Origin of the sequence: Mannheimia glucosida (assembly GCF_046267875.1) — a bacterium.
GTDB classification, from domain to species: Bacteria; Pseudomonadota; Gammaproteobacteria; order Enterobacterales; family Pasteurellaceae; genus Mannheimia; species Mannheimia glucosida.
In genome coordinates, this window is the sequence record NZ_CP176502.1 from 704,348 (window position 1) to 726,430 (window position 22,083).

Consider the following 22,083-nt stretch of genomic DNA (forward strand, 5'->3'; position numbering starts at 1 on the left):
TTTTGCGAATAAAATCTGATAATTTTGGCGAAAATGGACGATTTTGGCATTCATCGTACCAGTTGGGGTTAGCGAAGAATGGAGACTTGTAAGTGGTCGAAAATTGCTAATTTTTTGCAAAAAACGACCGCTTGTCAGACTATTTCAATAAATCTTCATTTTTCTTGTAATTCCACTTGCTACCGGGCTTGTCGATATACTGAAAATATTCGTTGGTAAAAGTACCTTGAGCACAAGTTACTTTGTCTCGGCGGAAATTCACTTCTTTATCACCAATGGCGTTATTTAAGGTGTCAGGACCGGTCATAACAAACACTCCACCTTCAATTCGGCGGTTCTCAATATTGCTGATAATTAGCTCAAGTGTGTCTTTTAGAATCCAATTCCCTTTTTCAGCGGCAAGGAAAAAATTAGTATATTTGTCGCGACGCTTGATTAAAACTTCACTATCATTCTCGCCAATAATTTGAGAGAGCGGGTAAACCAAATGCCCATCAATATCAATATAAATACCACCTTCTCTGAGCAAGGTAAAAATTCGCCAAAAATCCGCTTGTGCCGCACCATCGGTTAATTTGCTATAGGCATTAAAGGCGCGTTCATCGGCATTGGCTTTGATGTATGCCTCACGCTCTTCCGTGCTAACGTAGCGATAATCGTAGCTCAATGACATCAAGCGATTGAACAGATAATTCGCATACATTGGCAAGGTCACTTTGTTGGAATAATTCGTTTGCCAAATGGTTTTGGTAATTTTGCTCGGAGTGCTTGATTGGATTTTTGCCGGGCTATATTCGGGAATAGTGAAACGTTTTTTCGGAAACAGGGCGTGAAACGGATAACTCAATATTTTGACGATATTACCCAATAAACGGAAAACTCCGTTACAGATCACAATAAATTGTTCATTTTTAACAGCCATTTTATTGCCTTATGCTTTTAAGTGTGAAATTGCAAAATCCAACGCATATTCATAGCCTTTTGCCCCTAAACCGCAAATAACGCCTTTTGCAATATCACTTAGATAGGAGTGATGGCGAAAAGGTTCACGGCTATGAACGTTAGACAAGTGCACCTCAACAAACGGAATCGACACACTCAATAACGCATCACGAATTGCTACGCTGGTGTGAGTGAATGCCCCGGGGTTAATAATAATAAAATCGGTATGCTGAAAGGCTTGGTGAATGCGGTTGATAATCGGCTCTTCACCGTTGGCTTGAAAGCTCTCCAGCTCAACGCCTTGATCCGCAGCCAATTTTTTTAAGTGGTTTTCAATATCCGCTAAAGTTTGCGAACCGTAAATTTGCGGCTCACGTTTGCCTAACATATTTAAATTCGGGCCATTAAGAAGAAGGATTTTTTTCATATTTACTTATTCAACTTGTAATTCATAATTAAGCCATTCACGGTTTTCTTTCGCCCCCAAGCGTTGATAAAAACGAATACCGCCGTCATTCCAAGGAGCAACCGTCCATTTTATCGTCTTGCAATGATGTGCCTTCGCCTCATTTTTCAAGGCTTGCATTAACGCCTCTCCTACTTTCTGGTTCCGAGCAGTTTCATCAACATAAAGCTCTTTCATATAAATAGCGGGGCGATTTTGGGCAGTGTAAGGGAGAAAATAATAAACCAAAATGCCGATAATGTTAGACGCATTTTCAGCCACTAAGCAGTAAAAATCGGGTGGGTTTTTGCGGAAGCCTGATTCTATTACAACTTCAGGAGTGATCGCAAAAGAATCGATATAGTGCTCAAACACAGCCAGTTTTTGCATCAGTGGGAACACTTGGTGGGTATCTTGTTCGACCATTTTGCGGATTGTAAATGCCATAAAATTCCTTACAAGCGGTAAAAAAATCCCTCACTTTTGCAAAGCGAGGGAGGTTTTAATTATTCGTCAATAGAACGTAATAAGTCGTTTAAGCCCACTTTGCTTAAGGTTTTCTCATCCACTTTTTTCACAATCACCGCACAGTAGAGGTTGTGTGAACCATCTTTTGATGGAAGCGAGCCTGAAACCACAACAGAGCCTGCCGGCACACGGCCGTAATGCACTTCACCGGTTTCACGGTCGTAAATTTTGGTAGATTGACCGATAAACACGCCCATTGAGATCACGCAGTTATCTTCGACAATCACGCCTTCTACGATTTCAGAACGAGCGCCGATAAAGCAGTTATCGCCGATGATGGTCGGGTTTGCTTGTAATGGCTCTAACACACCACCGATACCCACGCCGCCTGAAAGGTGAACATTTTTACCGATTTGCGCACAAGAACCCACTGTTACCCAAGTGTCCACCATTGTGCCTTCGCCAACGTATGCACCGATGTTCACGAAAGATGGCATTAACACCACGTTTTTCTCGATGTGTGAACCTTTACGCACCACCGCACCCGGCACAGCACGGATGCCGTCTGCCTTGAACTGCTCTTCGGTGTAGTTACCGTATTTGGTCGGCACTTTGTCGTAGAATTTGGTTTCTGCACCGTCGATGATTTGGTTGTCTGCGATACGGAATGAAAGCAATACGGCTTTTTTCACCCATTGATTTACGACCCATTCGCCCTCTTTTTTCTCGGCAACACGCAGTGAACCGTTATCCAGACCTGCGATCACCTCTTCTACTGCCGCTTTGGTTTCGGCGTCTACGCTTTTCGGGGTAATTTCCGCACGGCGTTCAAATGCCGCTTCAATAATTGCTTGTAAAGACATTGTTGTGTTCCTTAATACATAAATTAAAACAGAAAATTCGGCTCACTTTTTAACATAGAAAGGCGTATATTTCCATAGAAAAAGATGAAATTATGGGTAAAAAGGCAAATTTTAAAATGTGAACAAGATCACAAATTCAAACATTCCCTTTTGCAAGCGGTTATTTTTTCCGATAAATTTGCAAACGTTGAAACACTTAGGGTGTTACGTTAATTCGGCAAGCCTAAGCAAGATAAAGTATTGAAACTAATTCAGTGTTTTATCTTGCTTAGGCTTTTTTTATTGTCTTATTTCAAGAGGACCGCATTATGGCTAAAGATTTTAGTAAACTTGCGCAAGACATTCTCCGCTTGGTTGGGGGAGAGCAAAATATCCATTCGTTGGTACACTGTGCAACCCGTTTACGCTTTATATTAAAAGATCGGGAAAAAGCGGATAAAGCTCACTTAGAGCAAACCGCCGGTGTGATTAGTGTGGTCGAAAGCGGTGGACAATTTCAAATCGTAATTGGCAATAATGTGCCAAAAGTCTATGCGGAAATAATGAATATCGCCAATATTCAAGCTAGCGACACCGATGAGTTGCCTAAGCCCTCACTCCTTAATCGGGGCATTGATTTTCTTGCGGGTTCCTTTACCCCACTTATCGGTGTAATGGCAGGCGCCGGTATCTTAAAAGGCTTAATTGCGATTTTACAAGTTTCAGGATTATTAGATCCAACATCAGGTACATTTACCGTGCTTGATGCCGCTGCCAGTTCAACCTTCTACTTCTTACCTATTTTGCTCGCCATTACTTGTGCCGCTAAGGTAAAAGCCAGCCCTTATATTGCAGTTGCCGTTGCAACAGCGTTAGTTTACCCAAGTATTGTTGAAGTTAGCTCAAGCGGTAAGCCACTAGACTTTTTAGGGTTTGAATTAGCAACAATGACGTACACTTATAGCGTCATTCCTATTTTGATTGCGGTGTGGGCTCAATCTTATATTCAACGTTTTTTTGAAAATCTCTGGCACGAAGCAGTCCGCAATTTCTTCGCACCTGCCTGTACCCTCCTTGTTGTTGTGCCATTAACCTTAGCCGTGATCGGCCCTATCGGTGGCGCTATCGGACACGGCATTGCTGCGGTATTAGCTTGGCTATATGAAGCCAGCCCGATTGCAACAGGGCTTGTGGTCGGGGCATTATGGCAAGTGTTGGTCATCTTCGGTATTCATTGGAGTATTGTCCCGATTATGATTAACAATATGGCCGTTGTCGGTTTCGATTTAATCGGCCCACTCACTGCCGCCGCAGTATTAGGGCAAGCCGGTGCAACATTTGCCGTATTCCTCAAATCACGCAATAAAGGCATTAAATCCCTTGCTGGTTCAACCACATTTAGCGGTGTATTGGGCATTACCGAGCCGTTGATTTATGGTATTACCTTACGTTTTAAAAAACCGTTTGTATGTGGTGTTTTAGGTGGAGCTGTCGGCGGAGCCGTGATTGGTTGGGGAGGCACAAAAATGTTTGCTTTCGGCTTCTCAGGCTTACTGCTCTATCCGGTGATTATCGGTGAGGGATCAAACATTGTAATGTACACGGTAGGAATGGTGGTGGCATTTATTACCGCAGGTATCTTGACCTATTTATTCGGTTATAGTGATGCAATGTTGCCGCAAACAGCGGATACCGCCAAAGCAGAAAAACCACAAAACGCTCAGGTTTCGACTATTCCGCTGGAAAAATTTAATGTGGTTAGCCCATTGGAAGGTAAATTGCATAAACTAAATAGCATTGCAGACCCAATGTTTGCCTCCGAAGCATTAGGCAAAGGGGTTGCCATCGAACCAACTAAAGGTGAACTGCTATCCCCTGTAAACGGCACAATCAGCTCCGTCTTTCCGACCAAGCACGCTTATAACATTGTATCCGATGACGGCTTAGAGATTTTAATCCATATCGGAATGGATACCGTCCAACTCAACGGCAAACATTTTGAGTCTTTCGTCAAAGATGGAGAACGCATTCAAGCCGGACAACTTCTGGGAACCTTTGATCTTGATGCCATTAAAGCTGCCGGCTACAGCACCATTACCCCTGTGATTATTGCAAATACAGACGATTACTTAGATGTGATTGCCTCTCAAGAAGCACATATTTATCAACGTGAGCCGTTGCTTAAAGTATTACTGAACAAATCATAAGCCTGTAAGCGGTCGGCTTTTGCAAAAAATCGGCAAAATTTGACCGCTTGGAAAGAAACTTTTGATTTAAACACCCTACAAACGGTGAAAAATTCATAACATTTTACAAACAGGAGCAAATTATGCGTCATTTAAAACCATTTCCAACAGATTTCTTATGGGGCGGGGCAACCGCTGCGAACCAAATTGAGGGTGGGTTCGATCAAGGAGGCAAAGGGCTATCTTCTGCCGATATGGTTGCTTATGTACCGAAAGCGGAACGAGGAGCCCACAGCGCCTCAATTGAAGTCTCTTCTCAACGTATTGAAGATATTCTTTCTGGCAAATTCCAAGCTCGTTTCCCAAAACGAGACGGCATTGATTTCTACCATACTTACAAAGAAGATATTGCACTGCTTGCAGAAATGGGCTTCAAAATGTTCCGTATTTCCCTGCATTGGGCAAGAATTTTCCCGAATGGTTATGATGAACAACCTAATGAAGAAGGATTAGCCTTTTATGATCGTGTTTTTGATGAACTGCTCAAACACGGCATTCAACCGATGGTGACACTCTGCCATTATGAAATTCCGTTGGGCTTAGTTCAAAAATATAACGGTTTCTTGGCTCGTGAAACTGTCGATCATTTTGTACGTTATGCCGAAACGGTGTTTACACGCTACAAAGATAAAGTGAAGTATTGGCTTACTTTCAATGAAATCAATATGGTGACGATGCACAGCCCGTACACCGGTGCTGGCGTCGTGTTAGATCGTCTCCCTGAAAGCGAACACGAAAATGCCAAATACCAAGCATTACATCATCAATTTATCGCCAGCAGTTTAGCGACCAAAGCCCTGCACGACATCATTCCTGACGGCAAAATGGGCTGTATGTTGGCTCGAATGCTACATTATGCGCTGACTGCCGATCCTATCGATCAGCGTAAAGCACAATGGGGAAACCAACAAAATCTCTTCTATACCGATGTACACGCACGTGGCGAATACCCGAAATATATGTTACGCCACTGGGCGGAAAATAATGTGCATATTAAAAAAGAAGCGGGCGATGATGCGATTTTGAAGCAGTATCCAGTCGATTTCATCTCATTTAGTTACTATATGTCGGTATGTGTGACTCAGCACAATGATAAAGCCGAAAAAGTGGGCGGTAATTTAATTGAAGGCGTCAAAAATCCATATCTGCAAGCCTCAGACTGGGGCTGGCAAATTGACCCTGTCGGTTTGCGCATTGCCCTAAACGAAATGTACGACCGCTATCAAAAACCACTCTTTATTGTGGAAAACGGACTGGGTGCTTACGATAAAGTAGAAGACGGAAAAGTTCACGATAGCTACCGCATTGACTACCTCCGAGCGCATATTGAACAAATGCAAGAGGCGATCAGCGATGGTGTCGATTTACTCGGGTATTTGGAATGGGGGCCGATTGACTTAGTCAGCATGTCAACCTCTGAAATGTCAAAACGCTATGGCTTTATTTTTGTGGACATTGACGATGATGGCAATGGCTCTCGCCAACGTCTGCGTAAAGACTCCTTCTTCTGGTATAAAAAAGTCATTGCCTCAAATGGTGCCGATCTCGCTTAATTGCGATTGATACAAGCGGTTGTTTTTCGTAAAATTTTTGCGAATTTCGACCGCTTGGATAGGGAATACTATGCTAAAAATTACCAAGATCTTCAACAACAATGCCATTCAAGCTGAAAATGAATTTCAGACGGAACTTGTCGTGCTTGGCAAGGGCATTGCGTTTGGGAAGAAAGTGGGGGATTTAGCCGATGAAAGCTCGGTTGAGAAAACATTTAGCCTAAATAAAAGCCTGTTTGCCACACGTTTAACTGAAATTTTAAGTGAAATTCCGCAAGAATATTTTCAGTTAGTTAATCGAGTGGTGAATTTTGCCAATCAACAATTAGGCACAACCTTATCCAACAGCATCTTTGTCAGCCTGCCTGATCATCTCTTTCACGCCGTTGAAAGAGTGAAACAGCAGCAATCGCTTTCTAACGGATTGCTGTTTGAGATCCAACGGCTATATAAGCAGGAATTTGCCATTGGCTTATATACATTAGAACTCATTGAAAAAATGTTTGGGGTAAAAATGGCAGAAGATGAAGCCGGTTTTATCGCTCTGCACATTTTTAATGCCCGCACCGATGGTTCAACGATGAATGATACCTATCGAGCTACGCAAATGATTAAAGATATTTTGAATATGGTGGGGTATCATTTTAATTTGAAATTAGATGAGCAAAGCTATGATTACGCCCGCTTTTTAACCCATCTACAACATTTTGCCCAACGTTTTTTTGTCAGTACCAGTGCTGCATTAGGCGATGATTTTCTCTATCAACAAACCAAAATCGCTTATCCAAAGGCCTATCAATGCGTGGAAAAAATCAATAAATACCTCACCTCTGCTTATCAAAAATCATTGAATGAAGATGAACAACTCTATTTAATGATTCATATTCAACGTGTCGTTTCTCATCAATAGTCTGCGAATTTGGCAAATTTCATTTATAATCTGCTTTATTTTTTGATACAAGCGGTGATTTTTGTGGAAAAATTTGCAAATTTGCTTACTGGTAAAACACGTGAGCATTTAGTGCCGTTGCCGAATCCTCTTTCGGATAAACATTACCTTCAGCCTCAGGTGGTTGAGGCATTTTTGGCGTTGCAGCAGGCAGCAAAACAAGCCGGCTTTAATTTACAGCCAGCCAGTACCTTTCGTGATTTTGAACGCCAAAAAGGGATTTGGAATGCGAAGTTTAGGGGGGAGCGTAAGGTTCACGATGATAATGGGGTTGCGATTGATATGGCGGCATTATCGGATCTTGAAAAGTGCAGAGCAATGTTACGATGGTCTGCAGTGCCGGGGGCGAGTCGGCATCATTGGGGAACGGAAATTGATATTTTTGACCCTGACTTATTGCCGGAAAATACGCCTTTGCTGCTTGAGCCGTGGGAATATTTAGATGGTGGCTATTTTGCCGGCTTAACCAAGTGGTTACACGCTAATGCGGAAACATTTGGCTTTTATTTCCCGTTTAACGGCAAACATTCTCGAGTGGGTTTTGAGCCGTGGCATATTAGCTATCGCCCGATTTCAAATGAATATGAGCAATGCTTTAACGATGAAATCTTAAAAGCTGCGTGGCAAGATGAAGATGTGGCGGGTAAGGAATGCTTGCTTGAACATTTTGAAGAATTACTAAAATGATCCAATTAATTAACGAAACCCAACAACACGACAAATTCCGCCAAATTTGCGACAAATGGCAGCTGGTTGAAGACAAATCCAGCCCGTTAGCCTTAGTGCTAACGGAGGAACGGCTGGAATTACGCAAATTGGACGAACCCAAGCTCGGGGCGATTGCGGTGAATTTTGTGGACGGTACGATGGCACATCGGCGTAAATTCGGTGGTGGGCGAGGTGAAGCCGTTGCGAAAGCGGTCGGCATTAAAGGGGATTATTTGCCAACTGTGATTGATGCGACAGCCGGTTTAGGGCGAGATGCTTTTGTATTAGCAGCGGTTGGTTGTAAAGTGCTGTTAGTGGAACGCAATCCGATTGTCGCTGCCTTGTTGGAGGATGGTTTAAACCGAGCTTATCAAGATGTGGAAATCGGCAGTTTTATGCAAGAAAGAATGATCTTAGCCGATGTTCGAGACATTTCTCAGTTAGATCCACAATCCCAAATGGCTGAGGTGGTGTATTTAGATCCGATGTATCCGCACAAACAAAAAAGTGCGTTGGTGAAAAAAGAAATGCGAGTGTTTCAACATTTAGTCGGGGCGGATTTGGATTCGGACAGCTTTTTCTTACCTGCAAAAGCATTGGCAAAAAAACGCGTAGTCGTTAAACGCCCGGACTATGCCCCGTTTTTAGCGGAGCAAAAGCCTGATTTTTCACACACCACCAAAAATCATCGTTTTGATGTTTATCTTTCTCACCTGAAAAACGGTTAAAGGTGGATCAGGATCGGTTTTTACAAAACTTTAACTTGAAAAGTGATCGTATCTGATAGGCAAGCGGTTATTTTTACAGTAAAATTTGCTTTTCGCTTGTTCTTTTGGAAATGCAAGTATAGCTAAGCACCCAATGCAGGCGTTGGTACAAATTATTTATAGCTAATTTATAAGAGGCGGTTATCGTGCCACAACGTGATTATGTTGCTCGTTCAAACGAGAAAAAAAGCAAAAAAAATCAAAAAGAGAGTAATGTCAAAAAGATTTTAATGCTGATTATTGGTTTAATTTTATTATGCGCTATTGGTTTATGGTTTTTAAAATCAAGTGCTCCTACGCCAATAGTGCCGACTACAACACAGCCAAGTAATCCGCAAGCAAAAAGCGAATTACCAAGTCGACCGGAAGAGACTTGGAGTTATATTCGTGATTTAGAAACCCGTACAGTGATTACCGATAATAGCCAAACTTCACAGGAACGTTTGGCACAATTAACAGCTGAACAAAAGCAGCAAATTGAAGAAAGACGCAAGCAAGAAGAAGCACGTTTAGCCGCTGAGCAAGCTCAACAAAAGCCTGCGACCGATGTATCTGCTACAGAATCGGCTCCGAAAACAGAGGAAGTTAAGTCGTTAACGGAAGAAGAATTAGCAGCAAAAAAAGCACAGGAGCAAGCTTTAGCACAAAAGCAAGCGGAAGAGAAACGCAGACAAGCAGAGCTTAAAAAACAGCAGGAAGAGAAAAAAGCTGAGCAAGCTAAGTTAGCGGAAGAAAAAGCGAAAAAAGAGCAGCCGGCTAAAATTGTAGCAAGTGTTGCAACACCGGCAGATAAAGCTGCAAATCAGGCGGGTAAATTTGGGTTACAGTGCGGTGCATTTAAAAATAAAGCCCAAGCCGAAAATATGCAAGCAAGATTGGCAATGGCAGGTTTTAACGCCCGTATCGCAAGCAGTGCCGATTGGAACCGTGTTTTTGTCGGCCCAATTGGCGATAGAGCAGCAACGTCAAGAGCGCAATCGAATGCCCGTAGTGTAGCGGAATGCGTGATTGTAGCGATGTAAAGTTAATTAACATAAAAAGAGAGCCTGAGAAGGCTCTCTTTTTTATATCCCAATCGCATATTTCAAAGCTTGCTTTTTGATTGGTGACACTTTATCTGCCAAAACTAAACCGATATTGCGGGCTATTTTGAGCGGTAATAAATCAGTCTTAAACGCTTTATAAAAAACGTCCATTCCTGTTTGCATCAGTAAATTATCCGGTTTGCGTTTTTGCTCATAACGCTTAAGCATCTGCTCACTTGCAAAATTTTCGCCTTTTTTGACCGCTTGTTCAAACACTTCCAGCAAGGTTTTTACATCTTTAAAGCCTAAATTTACACCTTGTCCGGCAAGCGGATTAATGGTGTGAGCCGCATCTCCAACTAACACCACCCCATTTTGCACATAGTGCTGAGCGTGCTGGCGGGTTAGCGGGAAAGCTCCTGAAGCCTGCACCTGAATTTTACCTAATTCTGCATTGAGTCTGCTTGGGAAATGTTGCTCAATCGCAACCCTTAGCTTTTCTGCCGAAAGCGTTTTTAGCTCGGCAATTTTTTGTGGCGAGTCGTACCAAACAACACAACCGTGATTGCCGGAAAGCGGTAAAAAGGCTCGAGGGCCGGTTGAATAGAATTGTTGCCAAGTGCCGCTTGGAGCAGGTTTTTCGGTGGTAACGGTGGCGAGTAAACAATGTTGGCGATATTGCCAAGCAGTTAAACCAATGCCTGCCCATTGGCGAACCTGCGAATTTGCACCGTCTGCGGCAATCAGAAGTGGGGCTGCAAAGGTGTTGCCATCAACCGTTACTTCCCAATATTCACCGGTTTTATTTGCAAAAATTTGCTCAAATCCGACCGCTTGCAGGCAGTTTGGATATTGCTTTAATTGCTCCCATAACGCAATTTGGAGGACGTTGTTTTCGACCATATCGCCGAGCTTTTCCAAGCCTAAGTCAGTTGCTGAAAAAAGGGTGTTGAAACCATCAATTTCCCACGTTTCGAGCTGGGTATAAGGGCAGGTTCTCATTGAAGAAATTTGTTCCCATACGCCTAATTTTTCTAGCAGTTGAATTGAGCCCATACTAATCGCGGAAATTCGCAAATCGTAGCCTGAATCAGGATTAAAAGTCGGCAGAGGGTTTTTCTCCAACAAAGCTAAACGAAGCCCCTGTTTTGCTAATCCTAGGGCAGTCGCAGCCCCAATCATACCGCCACCAATGACAATTATATCTAATTCAGTTTTCATTTTTTCTTCCTTTTTGGTTAGGCAAAATACTGCTAAAACGCCTTGAATTGTAGTCCATTTAAGATTAGGATAAAACCGATTTATTCGTTTCGTTAAGGAGCATTTTATGTCTTGCAAAACTCACGCAAACCACGATCACGAACACGGCGAAGGCTGTGGTCATACTGCTATTAAACATAACGACCACATCGACTATTTACACGATGGGCATTTACACCACAAACACGGTGATCACTATGACGAACACGTTTTAGAGGTGAATGAAACCAACCCGGCAGAATGTAATGCCGCTCATTGCTGCGGCGACCACGTTCACGGTGAGGGTTGCGGACACGAAGCAGTGCCGCACGGCGATCATATCGACTACATCGTGAATGGGCGTTTGCACCACCAACACGGCGACCACTGCGATGACCACGGGCCGGTTGAAATTGTGAAATAAGATTTTTGATGGGAGGTTTTAGCCTCCCATTATTATTTTTGCGATCTCGCTCGAAAAATTGAACATTCCTGCTACCCCTCTCCCGATTTTCCTTTTATGCTCTCGACACTGATTTCTAACACCGAAAAATGATGACCTTAGCGATTGTTTACAGCCGAGCCTCCATTGGCGTTGAAGCCCCATTGGTGACGATTGAAGTGCATATCAGCAACGGGCAACCGAAATTAACCATTGTTGGCTTGCCCGAAGCCACCGTGAAAGAGGCGGGTGATCGTGTGCGGAGTGCGTTGCTGAACGCCAATTTTATCTATCCACCACAGCGGATCACGATTAACCTTGCCCCGGCAGATTTACCCAAAGAGGGCGGCCGTTTTGACTTGCCGATTGCGATAGGCATTCTGGCAGCCTCAGGGCAAATTGATTCTGATTTATTAACGCAGTTCGAGTTTTTGGGCGAGCTGGCACTGACAGGGCATTTGCGAGGGGTGCATGGCACTATTCCGGCGGTGATTTCTGCCGATAAAGCAAAACGGCAGATGATCTTAGCCAAGCAAAATGCGAATGAGGCATCGCTTGTTTCCAATGCCACTACCTACTTTGCTAGCTCGTTGTTGGACGTTGTAAATATGCTCAACAAACGGGATAAGCTGCCGATTTGTCAGCACATTTCGCAAAATTCTGCTGAAATTCGACCGCTTGTCAGCCGAGATCTTACTGATATTATCGGGCAACAACACGCCAAGCGAGCTTTGATGATTGCCGCTGCCGGGCAGCATAATTTGCTGTTTCTTGGCCCACCGGGAACCGGTAAAACGATGTTGGCAAGCCGACTGGCGGATTTACTGCCGGAAATGACCGATGAAGAGGCGATTGAAACCGCCTCGGTGACCAGTCTTGTGCAAAATGAACTGAATTTTCAGAACTGGAAACAACGCCCGTTTCGTTCACCCCATCACAGTGCGTCAATGGTGGCATTGGTGGGGGGAGGTTCGATCCCGAAACCGGGGGAAATTTCTCTTGCCCATAACGGTGTGCTGTTCTTAGATGAGTTACCCGAATTTGAACGTAAAGTGCTTGATGCGTTACGCCAGCCGTTAGAGGCAGGCGAAATTGTAATTTCTCGAGCCAATGCTAAAGTGCAATTTCCGGCACGCTTTCAATTAATTGCTGCAATGAACCCAAGCCCGACAGGGCATTATCAAGGCACGCATAACCGCACTTCGCCCCAACAGATAATGCGGTATTTAAACCGCCTTTCCGGGCCTTTCTTAGACCGTTTCGATCTCTCCATTGAAGTGCCGCTTTTGCCACAAGGGGCATTACAAAGTGGGACGGAGAATCGAGGAGAGACCACCGAGCAGGTTCGCAAGCGGGTGTTTTTAGCCAGAAAAATGCAATTTGAGCGAGCAGGTAAAATCAATTCGCAACTCACCACCCGAGAAATTGAGCGAGATTGCCAATTATCGGCACAAGATGCCCTGTTTTTAGAAACTGCATTGACAAAGCTCGGTTTATCGGTACGAGCCTACCACCGTATTTTGAAAGTTTCTCGCACCATTGCCGATTTAGCCGGCGAGGCGAATATTCAGCAACTGCATTTAGCGGAAGCACTTGGTTATCGGGCGATGGATCGCTTGTTGCAACGGTTGCAGGGGGAGCCCTAACACCTAGCACGGCTGAGCCGTACTAGGTTATATTCAGCCTACGGCTGATTAAGCCCCACTGGGGCTTTTGTGCAGCAGAGCTGCACCGTTATGCTTAACCGATTGCGACCGTGGTCGCTGTCGGAATGGAGTATCCGCAACCTCAATTTCTCCATAAAATCTTTAGCATTAGCCCGATGAGTATTATGCCCTGCATTAGCAATCAGTTGTGTTGGCAGTTGGTGGCTTGATGCCATTTTGCGGAATTTCTGATCCTTTTCACCGATAAAAAAGACAATGTTTTTATCTATCTGTTTGAGTTTTTTAGCGTAGTTAGGCTGTTTGGCAAGGCTTGTAGCCTCTAACATTGCGGCGATCTGCTCCCCTCGGTTGTGCTTGCGGCTTTCGATGTAATGTTGTCGCTCTGTGGCAGTCAAATCTGCAAAAACAGGCTGTTTGTACCAATCTTCAAGCACTTGTTCGATGGGTTCTTGACGGAAACGGTTTGCCCAGTGGAGGTCATTTTGCCAGCGAATCTGACGGTCGTTTTCTGAGCTTAAGCCGATATTTGCCCCTTCTAACACCACACCTTGCAGATTCGGATTATCCATATTTAGCACATAATCCAGTGCTGCTCGCCCACCGAGTGAGTAGCCGACTAAATAGAAAGGCTGTGAGCCGATTAAGCTTTCAAAGGTGGCGTGTAGTTGCTGTCGCAGGTCGGCAAAATCGGTACAGGTAATATGCTTACTGTTTCCGTGAAAAGGAAGATCGATGGTAAGCGGTCGAATTTGCGGAAAATTTTGCAAATGTTGGAGAACAGCTTGCCAGTCTTGTTGTGAGCCGAGTAGTCCGTGTAAGAAAACAACAGGTGTGCCCTGTTGAGCGTGCCATTGATAGGAAAGCATAGTCGATACATTTTTACCCCTCGCAGGATTGGCGAGGGGCAGTTGTGATTAGGCAATTTCCGCCTGTGAAATTTGTTTTAGCAATGATTTATACATATTGCTACCATCGTGTTCGTTCACTTTGATTTCCACAATGGTTACGCCTTTGCGGGCGTAGGCGTGTTTGAGTTTGGTTTTTAAATCAGCCCAAGTAAACGGACGGATATATTCCAGCCCAAACATTGTCGCTACTTGTGCAAACTCAAAGTTATGTGCCAAGCGGTAATATTGGTCTTTCGCTTTGCTTTCAACCGGTAACATATCAAAAATAGCCCCACCGCTGTTATTCACCACAAATAAAATAGTTGGTTGGTTAATTTTGGTGAGTAATGCAATCGAGTTGAGATCATGTAATGCGGAAATATCGCCCACTACACCGACAGTTGGGCGGTCGCTACCTTTGGCAATCCCTGCCATTGTGGCAATTAAGCCATCAATGCCACTTGCACCTCGGTTGGTATAAACAGGGTAGCCTTCCGGCAGTTTGCACAGAGCATCAACCAAACGAACAAATAAGCTATTACCGATAAATAAGTTACCATTAATCGCTAAAACATCTTGAATGTTGTGTGCAAGTGAGGCTTCACTTAAGCTGCCACCCACTTGTTGCTCTATGAAAGTGGAGCAGAATTGCGATAATGCCAATGGCTCAAGCAACCACGGTTTTTGGCGAAGTGGTGGGTGTACTCGCAAAAAGTGATGTGCTTTGGCAATAAAACGGGTTTGATGGTGAGCGTTTGGATTATGGTAATCGTGCGATTGTTCCACCACCCAATATTCCCCTTGGAATGCTTTTAAAAATTCATTCACCCGTTTGCTGACAATTTGCGTGCCGAATTGAATCACGATATCCGCTTGTAATAAACGCTGTTTGACAGTCTCGTTGGAGAGCCAAATATCCGCATACGGCAGGCTAGCTTCAATGCAAGATTGCACATCACTTAGCAAGCACCAACCCATGGTTTCCGCCCAAGTTTTTAAGCCAGTGCCTTGTTCCGGTGGCAGTTTGCCGACCACAATCACTCCACGCTTGGTTCGCCAGTAATCCCAATTTTCGTGCATTGAGACTTCGCTTTGAATCGCTTGTTGGTCTATCCATTTGGTTTGGGCGTTATTTAGCCAACCTTGGATTGGGCGTAACCAAGGTGTATTTAGAATCTCATTAATGTCTGCTTCATAAAGTGGCTCTTCAAAAGGCACATTGATATGCAATACACCGCCTTGTTGTGCTTGGGTGGTGCAGGCTTGCTCAATGGTCGAAACCAGCCAGCTTGCGTGGTAAGCCTCGTTCGCTTTCGGTAGATTGACACTGGCAACCGGGTAATTGGCAAAAATACCTTGCTGATGAATGGCTTGGTTTACCCCACAGCCGATTAATTCGGTTGGGCGGTCGGCAGAAAGAATAATCAGTTTTTGATGGCTCAGGCTTGCCTCTATCACCGCAGGATAAAGGTTCGCTACTGCTGTGCCGGAAGTGACAATAATCGCGACCGGGCTGTCAGTTGCTTTAGCAATCCCTAATGCATAAAAGCCTAAACCACGCTCATCAAAATGAGTGTGGCACTCTGCATATTGCGTTTGTTGAAGTTGCACTGCCTCTAATGTGAGCGGTGTTGAGCGAGAACCCGGAGCAATACAAAAATGTTTTACGCCATAACGCATTAATGCACTTAAAATCACTTTTGCCCAAGTGCGATTAAAAGAACTGGTATTCATATTCTTCTCTACTGATTGATAAATTCGATAAATGGTTAGGATTGTAGCAAAAAGTGAAATTATTGTGGGAAGTTTTAGCGCAAAATTAACGATTTTTTGCAAATTATTAGGCAAAAATGACCGCTTGTAAATGAAAAAGCAGCTTGAATGAAATCAAACTGCTTGGGATAGATTAAACGTTTAAATTAATTAGAAACGTGTCCCTAATTGAAAAATAACCACTTCTGCTTGGCAGCTAAATTTGAAGTGAGCAACCAGTTCAAAACCGCTTTCAATCGGGGTGATTTCACTGCTGATTTCACAGGGTTCAGATTCGACATCACGGGCTTTTTGAATCAATTTTTCAAGTGCTGATTTAGCTTCATTTTCGCTTTCATAAGTGCGTTGAATAGTAGCGACTGTTTCGCTGTTATCTAAAATAGAACCTACATCAAATGTGTTACAGCCTTCGCATTCAATCGGTTTATCGTTTTTCATTGGCTAATCCTTCTAAATTGATGAATAATGTGGGTACTTTAAAACGAAATTGCGTAACCTGCAATCATCAGTGAACGATTATTTGATTTAATTAGTATTTTGCAAAGTTTGGAGTAAAAATGACCGCTTGGGAGCGAGTATTTCACGCGCTGTTATTTGAATTTTTCGCTATTATTTTTACGGTTATCTTAACTTCTTGGCTGACTTCTCATCGTATGGTTGATTTAACCGCTGTGATTGTGATGATTTCGGTGGTTGCAATGGTGTGGAATGTCATTTTTAACTGGGGTTTTGATAAGGTGTTTACCGGTGAGCGAGTGCAACGTGGTCTAGGCATTCGTATTTTGCATTCATTCCTTTTTGAGGGTGGTTTGCTGGTTTTTACTATCCCATTGGTGATGTATATGCTCGATATTGGCTGGTGGCAGGCGTTTGTGATGGATATTGGAATGACTTTATTTGTGTTGGTTTATTCGGTGATTTTTAATTGGGTGTACGATCATTTACGCCTGAGGTGGGTTAAATCTGACTAAATTGTGAACTAGATCACGGTTTCCTTACACAAAATTCGCTATGCTTTAACTGGTTCATATTTGACATAGCAAGAGGGACATTCTATGAAGCGTACAATCTTGAGTGCTTTTGCACTTTCTGTTATTTGCGGTGTGAATCTAAGTTACGCACAATCTGAAAGCAGAGTGGGGGTAACGATTTACAAATATGATGACCATTTTATGACTCAAATGCGTAAGGATATGCAAAACGAGGCGAAAGGCTTCGCTGGGTTGAAGTGGTTTATGAATGATGCGCAAAATTCCCAAGTGAAGCAATTAGCGCAAATTGAAACCTTACTTCAGCATAAAATGCATGTGTTGGTGGTGAATATTGTGAATGCTAATGAATCGAATACCATTGTAGAAAAGGCGAGAGCTTATAATGTGCCGATTGTCTTTTTTAACCGCACACCGAGTAAACAAGCGTTAGAAAGTTACGAAAAGGCGTATTTTGTGAGTGCTGATCCTAAAGAAGCCGGTAAAATCCAAGGGGAATTAATTGCGAAAGCGTGGAAATCAAACCCAGATTTCGATCTGAATAAAGACGGTAAATTGCAATTTGTATTGCTTAAGGGAGAGCAGAGTGATGTGAGTACCGAACGTTCTCAAGCAGTAGTCCAATCGCTCAATCAACAAGGTGTTGAAGTGCAAGAAATTTACAGTGATACGGCAAGATGGCGTAGAGCAGAGGCTCGAAATAAAATGAATGAGTGGTTGGTGGCAAACCATGCAGCTGAGATTGAAGTCGTGATTTCAAACAATGATGAAATGGCAATCGGTGCTTTAGAAGCATTAAATGCACACGAGAAAAAATTGCCGATCTTTGGGATTGATGCCTTACCTGAGACCTTAGCATTAATGAAAAAAGGGGAAATAGCCGGCACGGTATTAAATGATAGCTCCGCACAAGCGAAAGCGGTGGTGAAATTGGTGTCTAATTTGGCAAAAGGTAAGCCAGCACTGAAAGATACGCAGTGGGAAAACCATTCCTCTAAAACGATTTATCTTCCGCATATTGGTATTGATAACGAAAATTTAGGGCAATTTTTACCTTAAATGGAGGAGCGGGGCGTTATAAATACGCCCCTTATTGATGATAACAAGCGGTCATTTTTCAGTAAAATCTTGCAAATCCTTTCTCTTTTCTTCCAACAGATTTGAATAGAGCGAATATTCAAATTTTATACTTCAAATTAAAAATTTCTCCACTTTGTCTTAATTCTGTGAGAATGATCACGGATTGTTTTCTAAAAATTAGTTATGCTTTGCCTCAAGTTGCTTATGGTAAGCAATTCATTTCCCTATAAACACATAAAAGAGGTGATCTCCTATGAAGAAAGCAGTATTAAGTGCAGTTGCAATGGCAGTCGCATTAGGTGCAACGATCAGTACAGCTCAAGCTGAAAACCGTATTGGTGTAACAATTTATAAATATGACGATAACTTTATGGCATTAATGCGTAAAGAAATCGAAAAAGAGGGTAAAACACAAAAAGTTGAGTTATTAATGAATGACTCGCAAAATACGCAATCCATTCAAAACGACCAAGTTGATGTATTACTTTCTAAAGGGGTTAAAGCATTAGCAATTAACTTGGTGGATCCATCAGCTTATAAAACAATTATTCAAAAAGCGAAAAGTGAAGATGTGCCTGTGGTGTTCTTCAATAAAGACCCGGGTGCAGCTGCGATTGATAGCTATCCGAAAGCCTATTATGTAGGTACTGAGCCGAAAGAGTCAGGCATTATTCAAGGTGAGTTAATTGCAAAACAGTGGAAAGCCCACCCTGAATTAGACTTGAATAAAGACGGTAAAATCCAATTTGCGTTATTAAAAGGTGAGCCGGGTCACCCTGATGCGGAAGCTCGTACAAAATATGTGGTAGAAAGCTTAAAAGCACAAGGTATCGACAGCGAGCAAATCTTTATGGATGCAGCATTATGGGATGCCGCTCAAGCGAAAGATAAAGTGGATGCTTGGTTATCAAGTGGTAAAGCGAAAGACATCGAAGTAATTATTTCTAATAATGATGGTATGGCGTTAGGTGCATTAGAAGCAACTAAAGCTCACGGTAGAAAATTACCAATCTTCGGTGTAGATGCATTGCCAGAAGCACTTCAATTAATCAAAAAAGGTGAATTAGCCGGTACGGTATTAAATGATGGTGTAAACCAAGGTAAAGCGGTTGTTCAGCTTTCTGCTAACTTAGCAGACGGTAAAGATGCAGTTGCTGGTACACAATGGAAATTGGAAAACCGTGTGGTGCGTATTCCTTACGTTGGTGTCGATAAAGACAACTTATCTGAATTTTTAAAATAATTCACGCTTTTAGCACGGGTGATGGATACCCGTGCTTTTTTTCGATTTTTCGATGTAATCAGGGGTGAGATATGACAGGTGAAGTTTTACTCACAATGACAAATGTTAGCAAGTCATTTCCCGGGGTAAAAGCCTTAGATAATGCTAACTTAACGGTGAAATCCCATAGTGTTCACGCCTTAATGGGAGAGAATGGAGCAGGTAAATCAACGTTACTGAAATGCTTATTTGGGATTTATGCTAAAGATGAGGGAGATATTCTCTTTCTTGGCAAGCCGGTGAATTTTAAGACCTCAAAAGAGGCGTTAGAAAATGGGATCTCAATGGTTCACCAAGAGTTGAACCTAGTAAAACAAGTGACGGTAATGGATAACTTATGGCTAGGTCGTTACCCACTAAAAGGGCCTTTTGTAGATCACGATAAAATGTATCGTGATACTAAGGCGATTTTTGATGAATTAGATATTGATGTTGATCCACGTGATAAAGTAGCCAAATTATCGGTTTCACAAATGCAGATGATCGAGATTGCAAAAGCTTTCTCTTACAATGCCAAAATTGTGATTATGGACGAACCAACTTCGTCACTTTCAGAAAAAGAAGTCGAGCATTTATTTAAAATTATCCAAAAACTGAAAGACAGAGGCTGTGGCATTATCTATATTTCACACAAAATGGACGAAATTTTTAAAATTTGTGATGAAATTACCATTTTGCGTGACGGTAAATGGGTAAACACCGTTGCGATTAAAGATACCTCAATGGATCAAGTGGTTTCAATGATGGTTGGGCGTGAATTAACCCAACGTTTCCCAGAGAAAACCAATACGCCAAAAGAAACTGTACTTGAAGTTGAACATTTAACTGCGAAAAATCAGCCTTCTATTCAAGATGTTAGTTTTAGTTTGCGTAAAGGTGAAATCTTGGGGATTGCTGGCTTGGTCGGGGCGAAACGAACAGATATTGTAGAAACGATTTTCGGTGTACGTGATAAAGCTAGTGGATCTATTAAATTGCATGGTAAAGAGGTTAATAACCGCAATGCGTTTGATGCCATTAATAATGGCTTTGCGTTAGTGACGGAAGAGCGCCGTTCAACGGGTATTTATGCAAACTTGAGTATTGAGTTTAACTCCCTGATTTCAAATATGAAGTCTTACCTAGGGAAATTTGGTTTGCTAAGCAATAAAAAAATGAAAAGTGATACCCAATGGGTGATTGATGCGATGAATGTAAAAACGCCATCGCACCAAACCCATATCGGCTCACTTTCCGGCGGTAACCAACAAAAAGTGATTATCGGGCGCTGGCTTTTAACTCAGCCTGAAATTTTGATGCTTGATGAGCCGACCCGAGGTATTGATATTGGGGCGAAATTTGAAATTTATCAGCTAATTTTAGAGTTAGCGAATAAAGACAAAGGAATCATTATGATTTCATCGGAAATGCCTGAATTACTTGGGGTAACAGACCGAATTTTGGTAATGAGTAACGGAAGAGTCGCAGGTATTGTCGAAACCGCTCACACTTCGCAAGAAGAAATCTTGCAACTCGCAGCAAAATACTTATAACAAGGAGTGAATTATGTCTGCCTTACAACAAAATAAAACGCTCGATTTTTTTAAACAAAATGCGATTTACTTTGTACTTTTGATTTTATTAATTGTGATTATTGTGCAAGATCCGAGTTTCTTGAGCTTGCGTAACTTCAGTAATATTTTATCGCAATCTTCGGTTCGCCTTATTATTGCACTCGGCGTAGCGGGGTTAATTGTTACACAGGGAACTGACTTATCTGCCGGTCGTCAGGTAGGTCTTGCGGCGGTCATTTCGGCAACCTTGTTGCAATCAATGGAAAATATGAACAAGGTGTTCCCGAACCTCTCGGAAATTCCGATTCCGGTAGTGGTACTTACTGTCTGTGTAATTGGCGGATTAATCGGCTTATTTAACGGTATTGTAGTTGCTTATCTTAACGTAACACCTTTTATTGCCACAATGGGGACGATGATCATTGTTTATGGTATCAACTCACTTTACTATGATGCGGTAGGTTCATCGCCAATTGCCGGTTTTAGTGACGATTTCTCAACCTTTGCACAAGGTTTTTTCCGATTTGGAGAATTTAAATTATCCTATATTACGATTTATGCGGTAGTTGCGACCATTATTATGTGGACACTGTGGAACAAAACTCGTTTTGGTAAAAATGTGTTTGCTATTGGTGGAAACCCGGAAGCAGCACGTGTTTCAGGGGTGAATGTGCCACTTAACTTAATGTTCATCTATATGCTTTCAGGTATCTTCTATGCTTTTGGCGGTATGTTAGAGGCAGGGCGTATCGGAAGTGCGACTAACAACCTGGGCTTCATGTATGAAATGGACGCTATCGCTGCTTGTGTGGTAGGTGGGGTATCCTTTGCCGGTGGTGTGGGTACTATCATTGGTGTAGTAACAGGGGTGTTAATCTTTACCGTTATCAACTACGGCTTAACCTATATTGGCGTAAACCCTTACTGGCAATATATTATTAAAGGTGGAATCATCATCTTAGCGGTGGCGATTGACTCCCTTAAATATGCGAAGAAAAAATAGCCTATTGCTTGGAAACCTAGGAGCAAATCGAAATTTTCTCCTAGGTACGATACAAGCGGTTAAAAATGTTGAATTTTTTACAAAATTTTAAAGAAAACGTTTGCAATTGATTTTTAAAAAGCGTAAATTCTTAAACATTCAATTTTGGAGAATATTATGAGCTATTGCGTTAAACATCATCACCACCATTTGACCGATTAATCTTTCGGGCATTTGGCGTGTT

The 22,083-nt window shown here is 42.6% G+C and carries 21 protein-coding genes and 1 other annotated feature (1 of these 22 running past the window's edge); of the genes, 13 read left to right on the top strand and 8 right to left on the bottom strand.

Annotated features, from left to right (window positions below; genetic code table 11):
• Nucleotides 1–139: 139 nt before the first annotated feature.
• The 4 genes from ACJ7Z2_RS03565 to dapD are packed head-to-tail and all read right to left on the bottom strand — an operon-like array spanning nucleotide 140 to nucleotide 2,718.
• A complete protein-coding gene (locus tag ACJ7Z2_RS03565; RefSeq protein ID WP_409500800.1) occupies nucleotides 140–922 on the bottom strand; it encodes a glycosyltransferase family 32 protein in 783 nt (260 codons plus the stop codon).
• 9 nt (nucleotides 923–931) lie between these two features.
• Nucleotides 932–1,369 carry a type II 3-dehydroquinate dehydratase gene (gene aroQ, locus ACJ7Z2_RS03570; protein ID WP_409500801.1) on the bottom strand — a complete coding sequence of 146 codons (438 nt, stop codon included), beginning with the start codon at nucleotides 1,367–1,369 and terminating at the stop codon, nucleotides 932–934.
• Between the two features lie 6 nt (nucleotides 1,370–1,375).
• A complete protein-coding gene (locus ACJ7Z2_RS03575; RefSeq protein ID WP_409500802.1) occupies nucleotides 1,376–1,834 on the bottom strand; it encodes an N-acetyltransferase family protein in 459 nt (152 codons plus the stop codon).
• Nucleotides 1,835–1,893: 59 nt separating this feature from the next.
• On the bottom strand, nucleotides 1,894–2,718 hold the full coding sequence (gene dapD, locus ACJ7Z2_RS03580; protein ID WP_409500803.1) for a 2,3,4,5-tetrahydropyridine-2,6-dicarboxylate N-succinyltransferase: 825 nt from the start codon (nucleotides 2,716–2,718) through the stop codon (nucleotides 1,894–1,896).
• A 308-nt stretch (nucleotides 2,719–3,026) separates the two neighbouring features.
• On the opposite strand from dapD, the gene ACJ7Z2_RS03585 reads away from it, so the two are divergent.
• The 6 genes from ACJ7Z2_RS03585 to ftsN all read left to right on the top strand — a co-directional run bounded on the left by ACJ7Z2_RS03585 (nucleotide 3,027) and on the right by ftsN (nucleotide 9,942).
• The gene (locus ACJ7Z2_RS03585; RefSeq protein WP_409500804.1) at nucleotides 3,027–4,904 is read left to right on the top strand and encodes a beta-glucoside-specific PTS transporter subunit IIABC; all 1,878 of its coding nucleotides are present in this window, start codon (nucleotides 3,027–3,029) and stop codon (nucleotides 4,902–4,904) included.
• A 122-nt stretch (nucleotides 4,905–5,026) separates the two neighbouring features.
• Nucleotides 5,027–6,496 (top strand): glycoside hydrolase family 1 protein, encoded by a 1,470-nt coding sequence (locus ACJ7Z2_RS03590; protein ID WP_195913501.1) that lies wholly within the window; start codon nucleotides 5,027–5,029, stop codon nucleotides 6,494–6,496.
• Between the two features lie 70 nt (nucleotides 6,497–6,566).
• Nucleotides 6,567–7,406: a BglG family transcription antiterminator LicT gene (licT, locus tag ACJ7Z2_RS03595; RefSeq protein WP_409500805.1), complete on the top strand. Its 840-nt coding sequence runs from the start codon at nucleotides 6,567–6,569 to the stop codon at nucleotides 7,404–7,406.
• A 42-nt stretch (nucleotides 7,407–7,448) separates the two neighbouring features.
• Nucleotides 7,449–8,132 (top strand): M15 family metallopeptidase, encoded by a 684-nt coding sequence (locus ACJ7Z2_RS03600; protein WP_409501101.1) that lies wholly within the window; start codon nucleotides 7,449–7,451, stop codon nucleotides 8,130–8,132.
• Nucleotides 8,129–8,881: a class I SAM-dependent methyltransferase gene (locus ACJ7Z2_RS03605; RefSeq protein ID WP_409500806.1), complete on the top strand. Its 753-nt coding sequence runs from the start codon at nucleotides 8,129–8,131 to the stop codon at nucleotides 8,879–8,881. Before ACJ7Z2_RS03600 ends, ACJ7Z2_RS03605 begins: the two co-directional genes overlap by 4 nt.
• 185 nt (nucleotides 8,882–9,066) lie before the next feature.
• Nucleotides 9,067–9,942: a cell division protein FtsN gene (ftsN, locus tag ACJ7Z2_RS03610; RefSeq protein ID WP_409500807.1), complete on the top strand. Its 876-nt coding sequence runs from the start codon at nucleotides 9,067–9,069 to the stop codon at nucleotides 9,940–9,942.
• A 42-nt stretch (nucleotides 9,943–9,984) separates the two neighbouring features.
• On the opposite strand, the gene ACJ7Z2_RS03615 is transcribed toward ftsN, so the two are convergent.
• Nucleotides 9,985–11,166, bottom strand: coding sequence for an FAD-dependent oxidoreductase (locus ACJ7Z2_RS03615; protein WP_409500808.1), 1,182 nt, complete (start codon nucleotides 11,164–11,166; stop codon nucleotides 9,985–9,987).
• A gap of 106 nt (nucleotides 11,167–11,272) precedes the next feature.
• On the opposite strand from ACJ7Z2_RS03615, the gene ACJ7Z2_RS03620 reads away from it, so the two are divergent.
• Nucleotides 11,273–11,608 carry a hypothetical protein gene (locus tag ACJ7Z2_RS03620; protein WP_409500809.1) on the top strand — a complete coding sequence of 112 codons (336 nt, stop codon included), beginning with the start codon at nucleotides 11,273–11,275 and terminating at the stop codon, nucleotides 11,606–11,608.
• Nucleotides 11,609–11,739: 131 nt separating this feature from the next.
• Nucleotides 11,740–13,272 carry a YifB family Mg chelatase-like AAA ATPase gene (locus tag ACJ7Z2_RS03625; protein WP_409501102.1) on the top strand — a complete coding sequence of 511 codons (1,533 nt, stop codon included), beginning with the start codon at nucleotides 11,740–11,742 and terminating at the stop codon, nucleotides 13,270–13,272.
• A gap of 38 nt (nucleotides 13,273–13,310) precedes the next feature.
• On the opposite strand, the gene menH is transcribed toward ACJ7Z2_RS03625, so the two are convergent.
• From menH to ACJ7Z2_RS03640, 3 genes are all read right to left on the bottom strand, one after another.
• On the bottom strand, nucleotides 13,311–14,159 hold the full coding sequence (gene menH / locus ACJ7Z2_RS03630; RefSeq protein ID WP_409500810.1) for a 2-succinyl-6-hydroxy-2,4-cyclohexadiene-1-carboxylate synthase: 849 nt from the start codon (nucleotides 14,157–14,159) through the stop codon (nucleotides 13,311–13,313).
• Between the two features lie 48 nt (nucleotides 14,160–14,207).
• Complete coding sequence (gene menD / locus ACJ7Z2_RS03635) at nucleotides 14,208–15,914, bottom strand: 2-succinyl-5-enolpyruvyl-6-hydroxy-3-cyclohexene-1-carboxylic-acid synthase (RefSeq protein WP_409500811.1); 1,707 nt, start codon at nucleotides 15,912–15,914, stop codon at nucleotides 14,208–14,210.
• A gap of 189 nt (nucleotides 15,915–16,103) precedes the next feature.
• Nucleotides 16,104–16,391, bottom strand: a complete 288-nt coding sequence (locus tag ACJ7Z2_RS03640; RefSeq protein WP_126301576.1) for a YfcZ/YiiS family protein — start codon at nucleotides 16,389–16,391, stop codon at nucleotides 16,104–16,106.
• Between the two features lie 119 nt (nucleotides 16,392–16,510).
• On the opposite strand from ACJ7Z2_RS03640, the gene ACJ7Z2_RS03645 reads away from it, so the two are divergent.
• The 5 genes from ACJ7Z2_RS03645 to mglC all read left to right on the top strand — a co-directional run bounded on the left by ACJ7Z2_RS03645 (nucleotide 16,511) and on the right by mglC (nucleotide 21,860).
• Nucleotides 16,511–16,924, top strand: coding sequence for a PACE efflux transporter (locus ACJ7Z2_RS03645; protein ID WP_409500812.1), 414 nt, complete (start codon nucleotides 16,511–16,513; stop codon nucleotides 16,922–16,924).
• Nucleotides 16,925–17,008: 84 nt separating this feature from the next.
• Nucleotides 17,009–18,001 (top strand): substrate-binding domain-containing protein, encoded by a 993-nt coding sequence (locus ACJ7Z2_RS03650; RefSeq protein ID WP_409500813.1) that lies wholly within the window; start codon nucleotides 17,009–17,011, stop codon nucleotides 17,999–18,001.
• Between the two features lie 274 nt (nucleotides 18,002–18,275).
• Nucleotides 18,276–19,265: a galactose/glucose ABC transporter substrate-binding protein MglB gene (gene mglB, locus ACJ7Z2_RS03655; RefSeq protein WP_006253404.1), complete on the top strand. Its 990-nt coding sequence runs from the start codon at nucleotides 18,276–18,278 to the stop codon at nucleotides 19,263–19,265.
• Between the two features lie 71 nt (nucleotides 19,266–19,336).
• The gene (mglA, locus tag ACJ7Z2_RS03660) at nucleotides 19,337–20,836 is read left to right on the top strand and encodes a galactose/methyl galactoside ABC transporter ATP-binding protein MglA (protein WP_126301579.1); all 1,500 of its coding nucleotides are present in this window, start codon (nucleotides 19,337–19,339) and stop codon (nucleotides 20,834–20,836) included.
• A 13-nt stretch (nucleotides 20,837–20,849) separates the two neighbouring features.
• Nucleotides 20,850–21,860 (top strand): galactose/methyl galactoside ABC transporter permease MglC, encoded by a 1,011-nt coding sequence (gene mglC / locus ACJ7Z2_RS03665; RefSeq protein ID WP_126301580.1) that lies wholly within the window; start codon nucleotides 20,850–20,852, stop codon nucleotides 21,858–21,860.
• Between the two features lie 176 nt (nucleotides 21,861–22,036).
• Nucleotides 22,037–22,083: a sequence feature (His leader region), on the top strand; it runs 99 nt beyond the window's last position.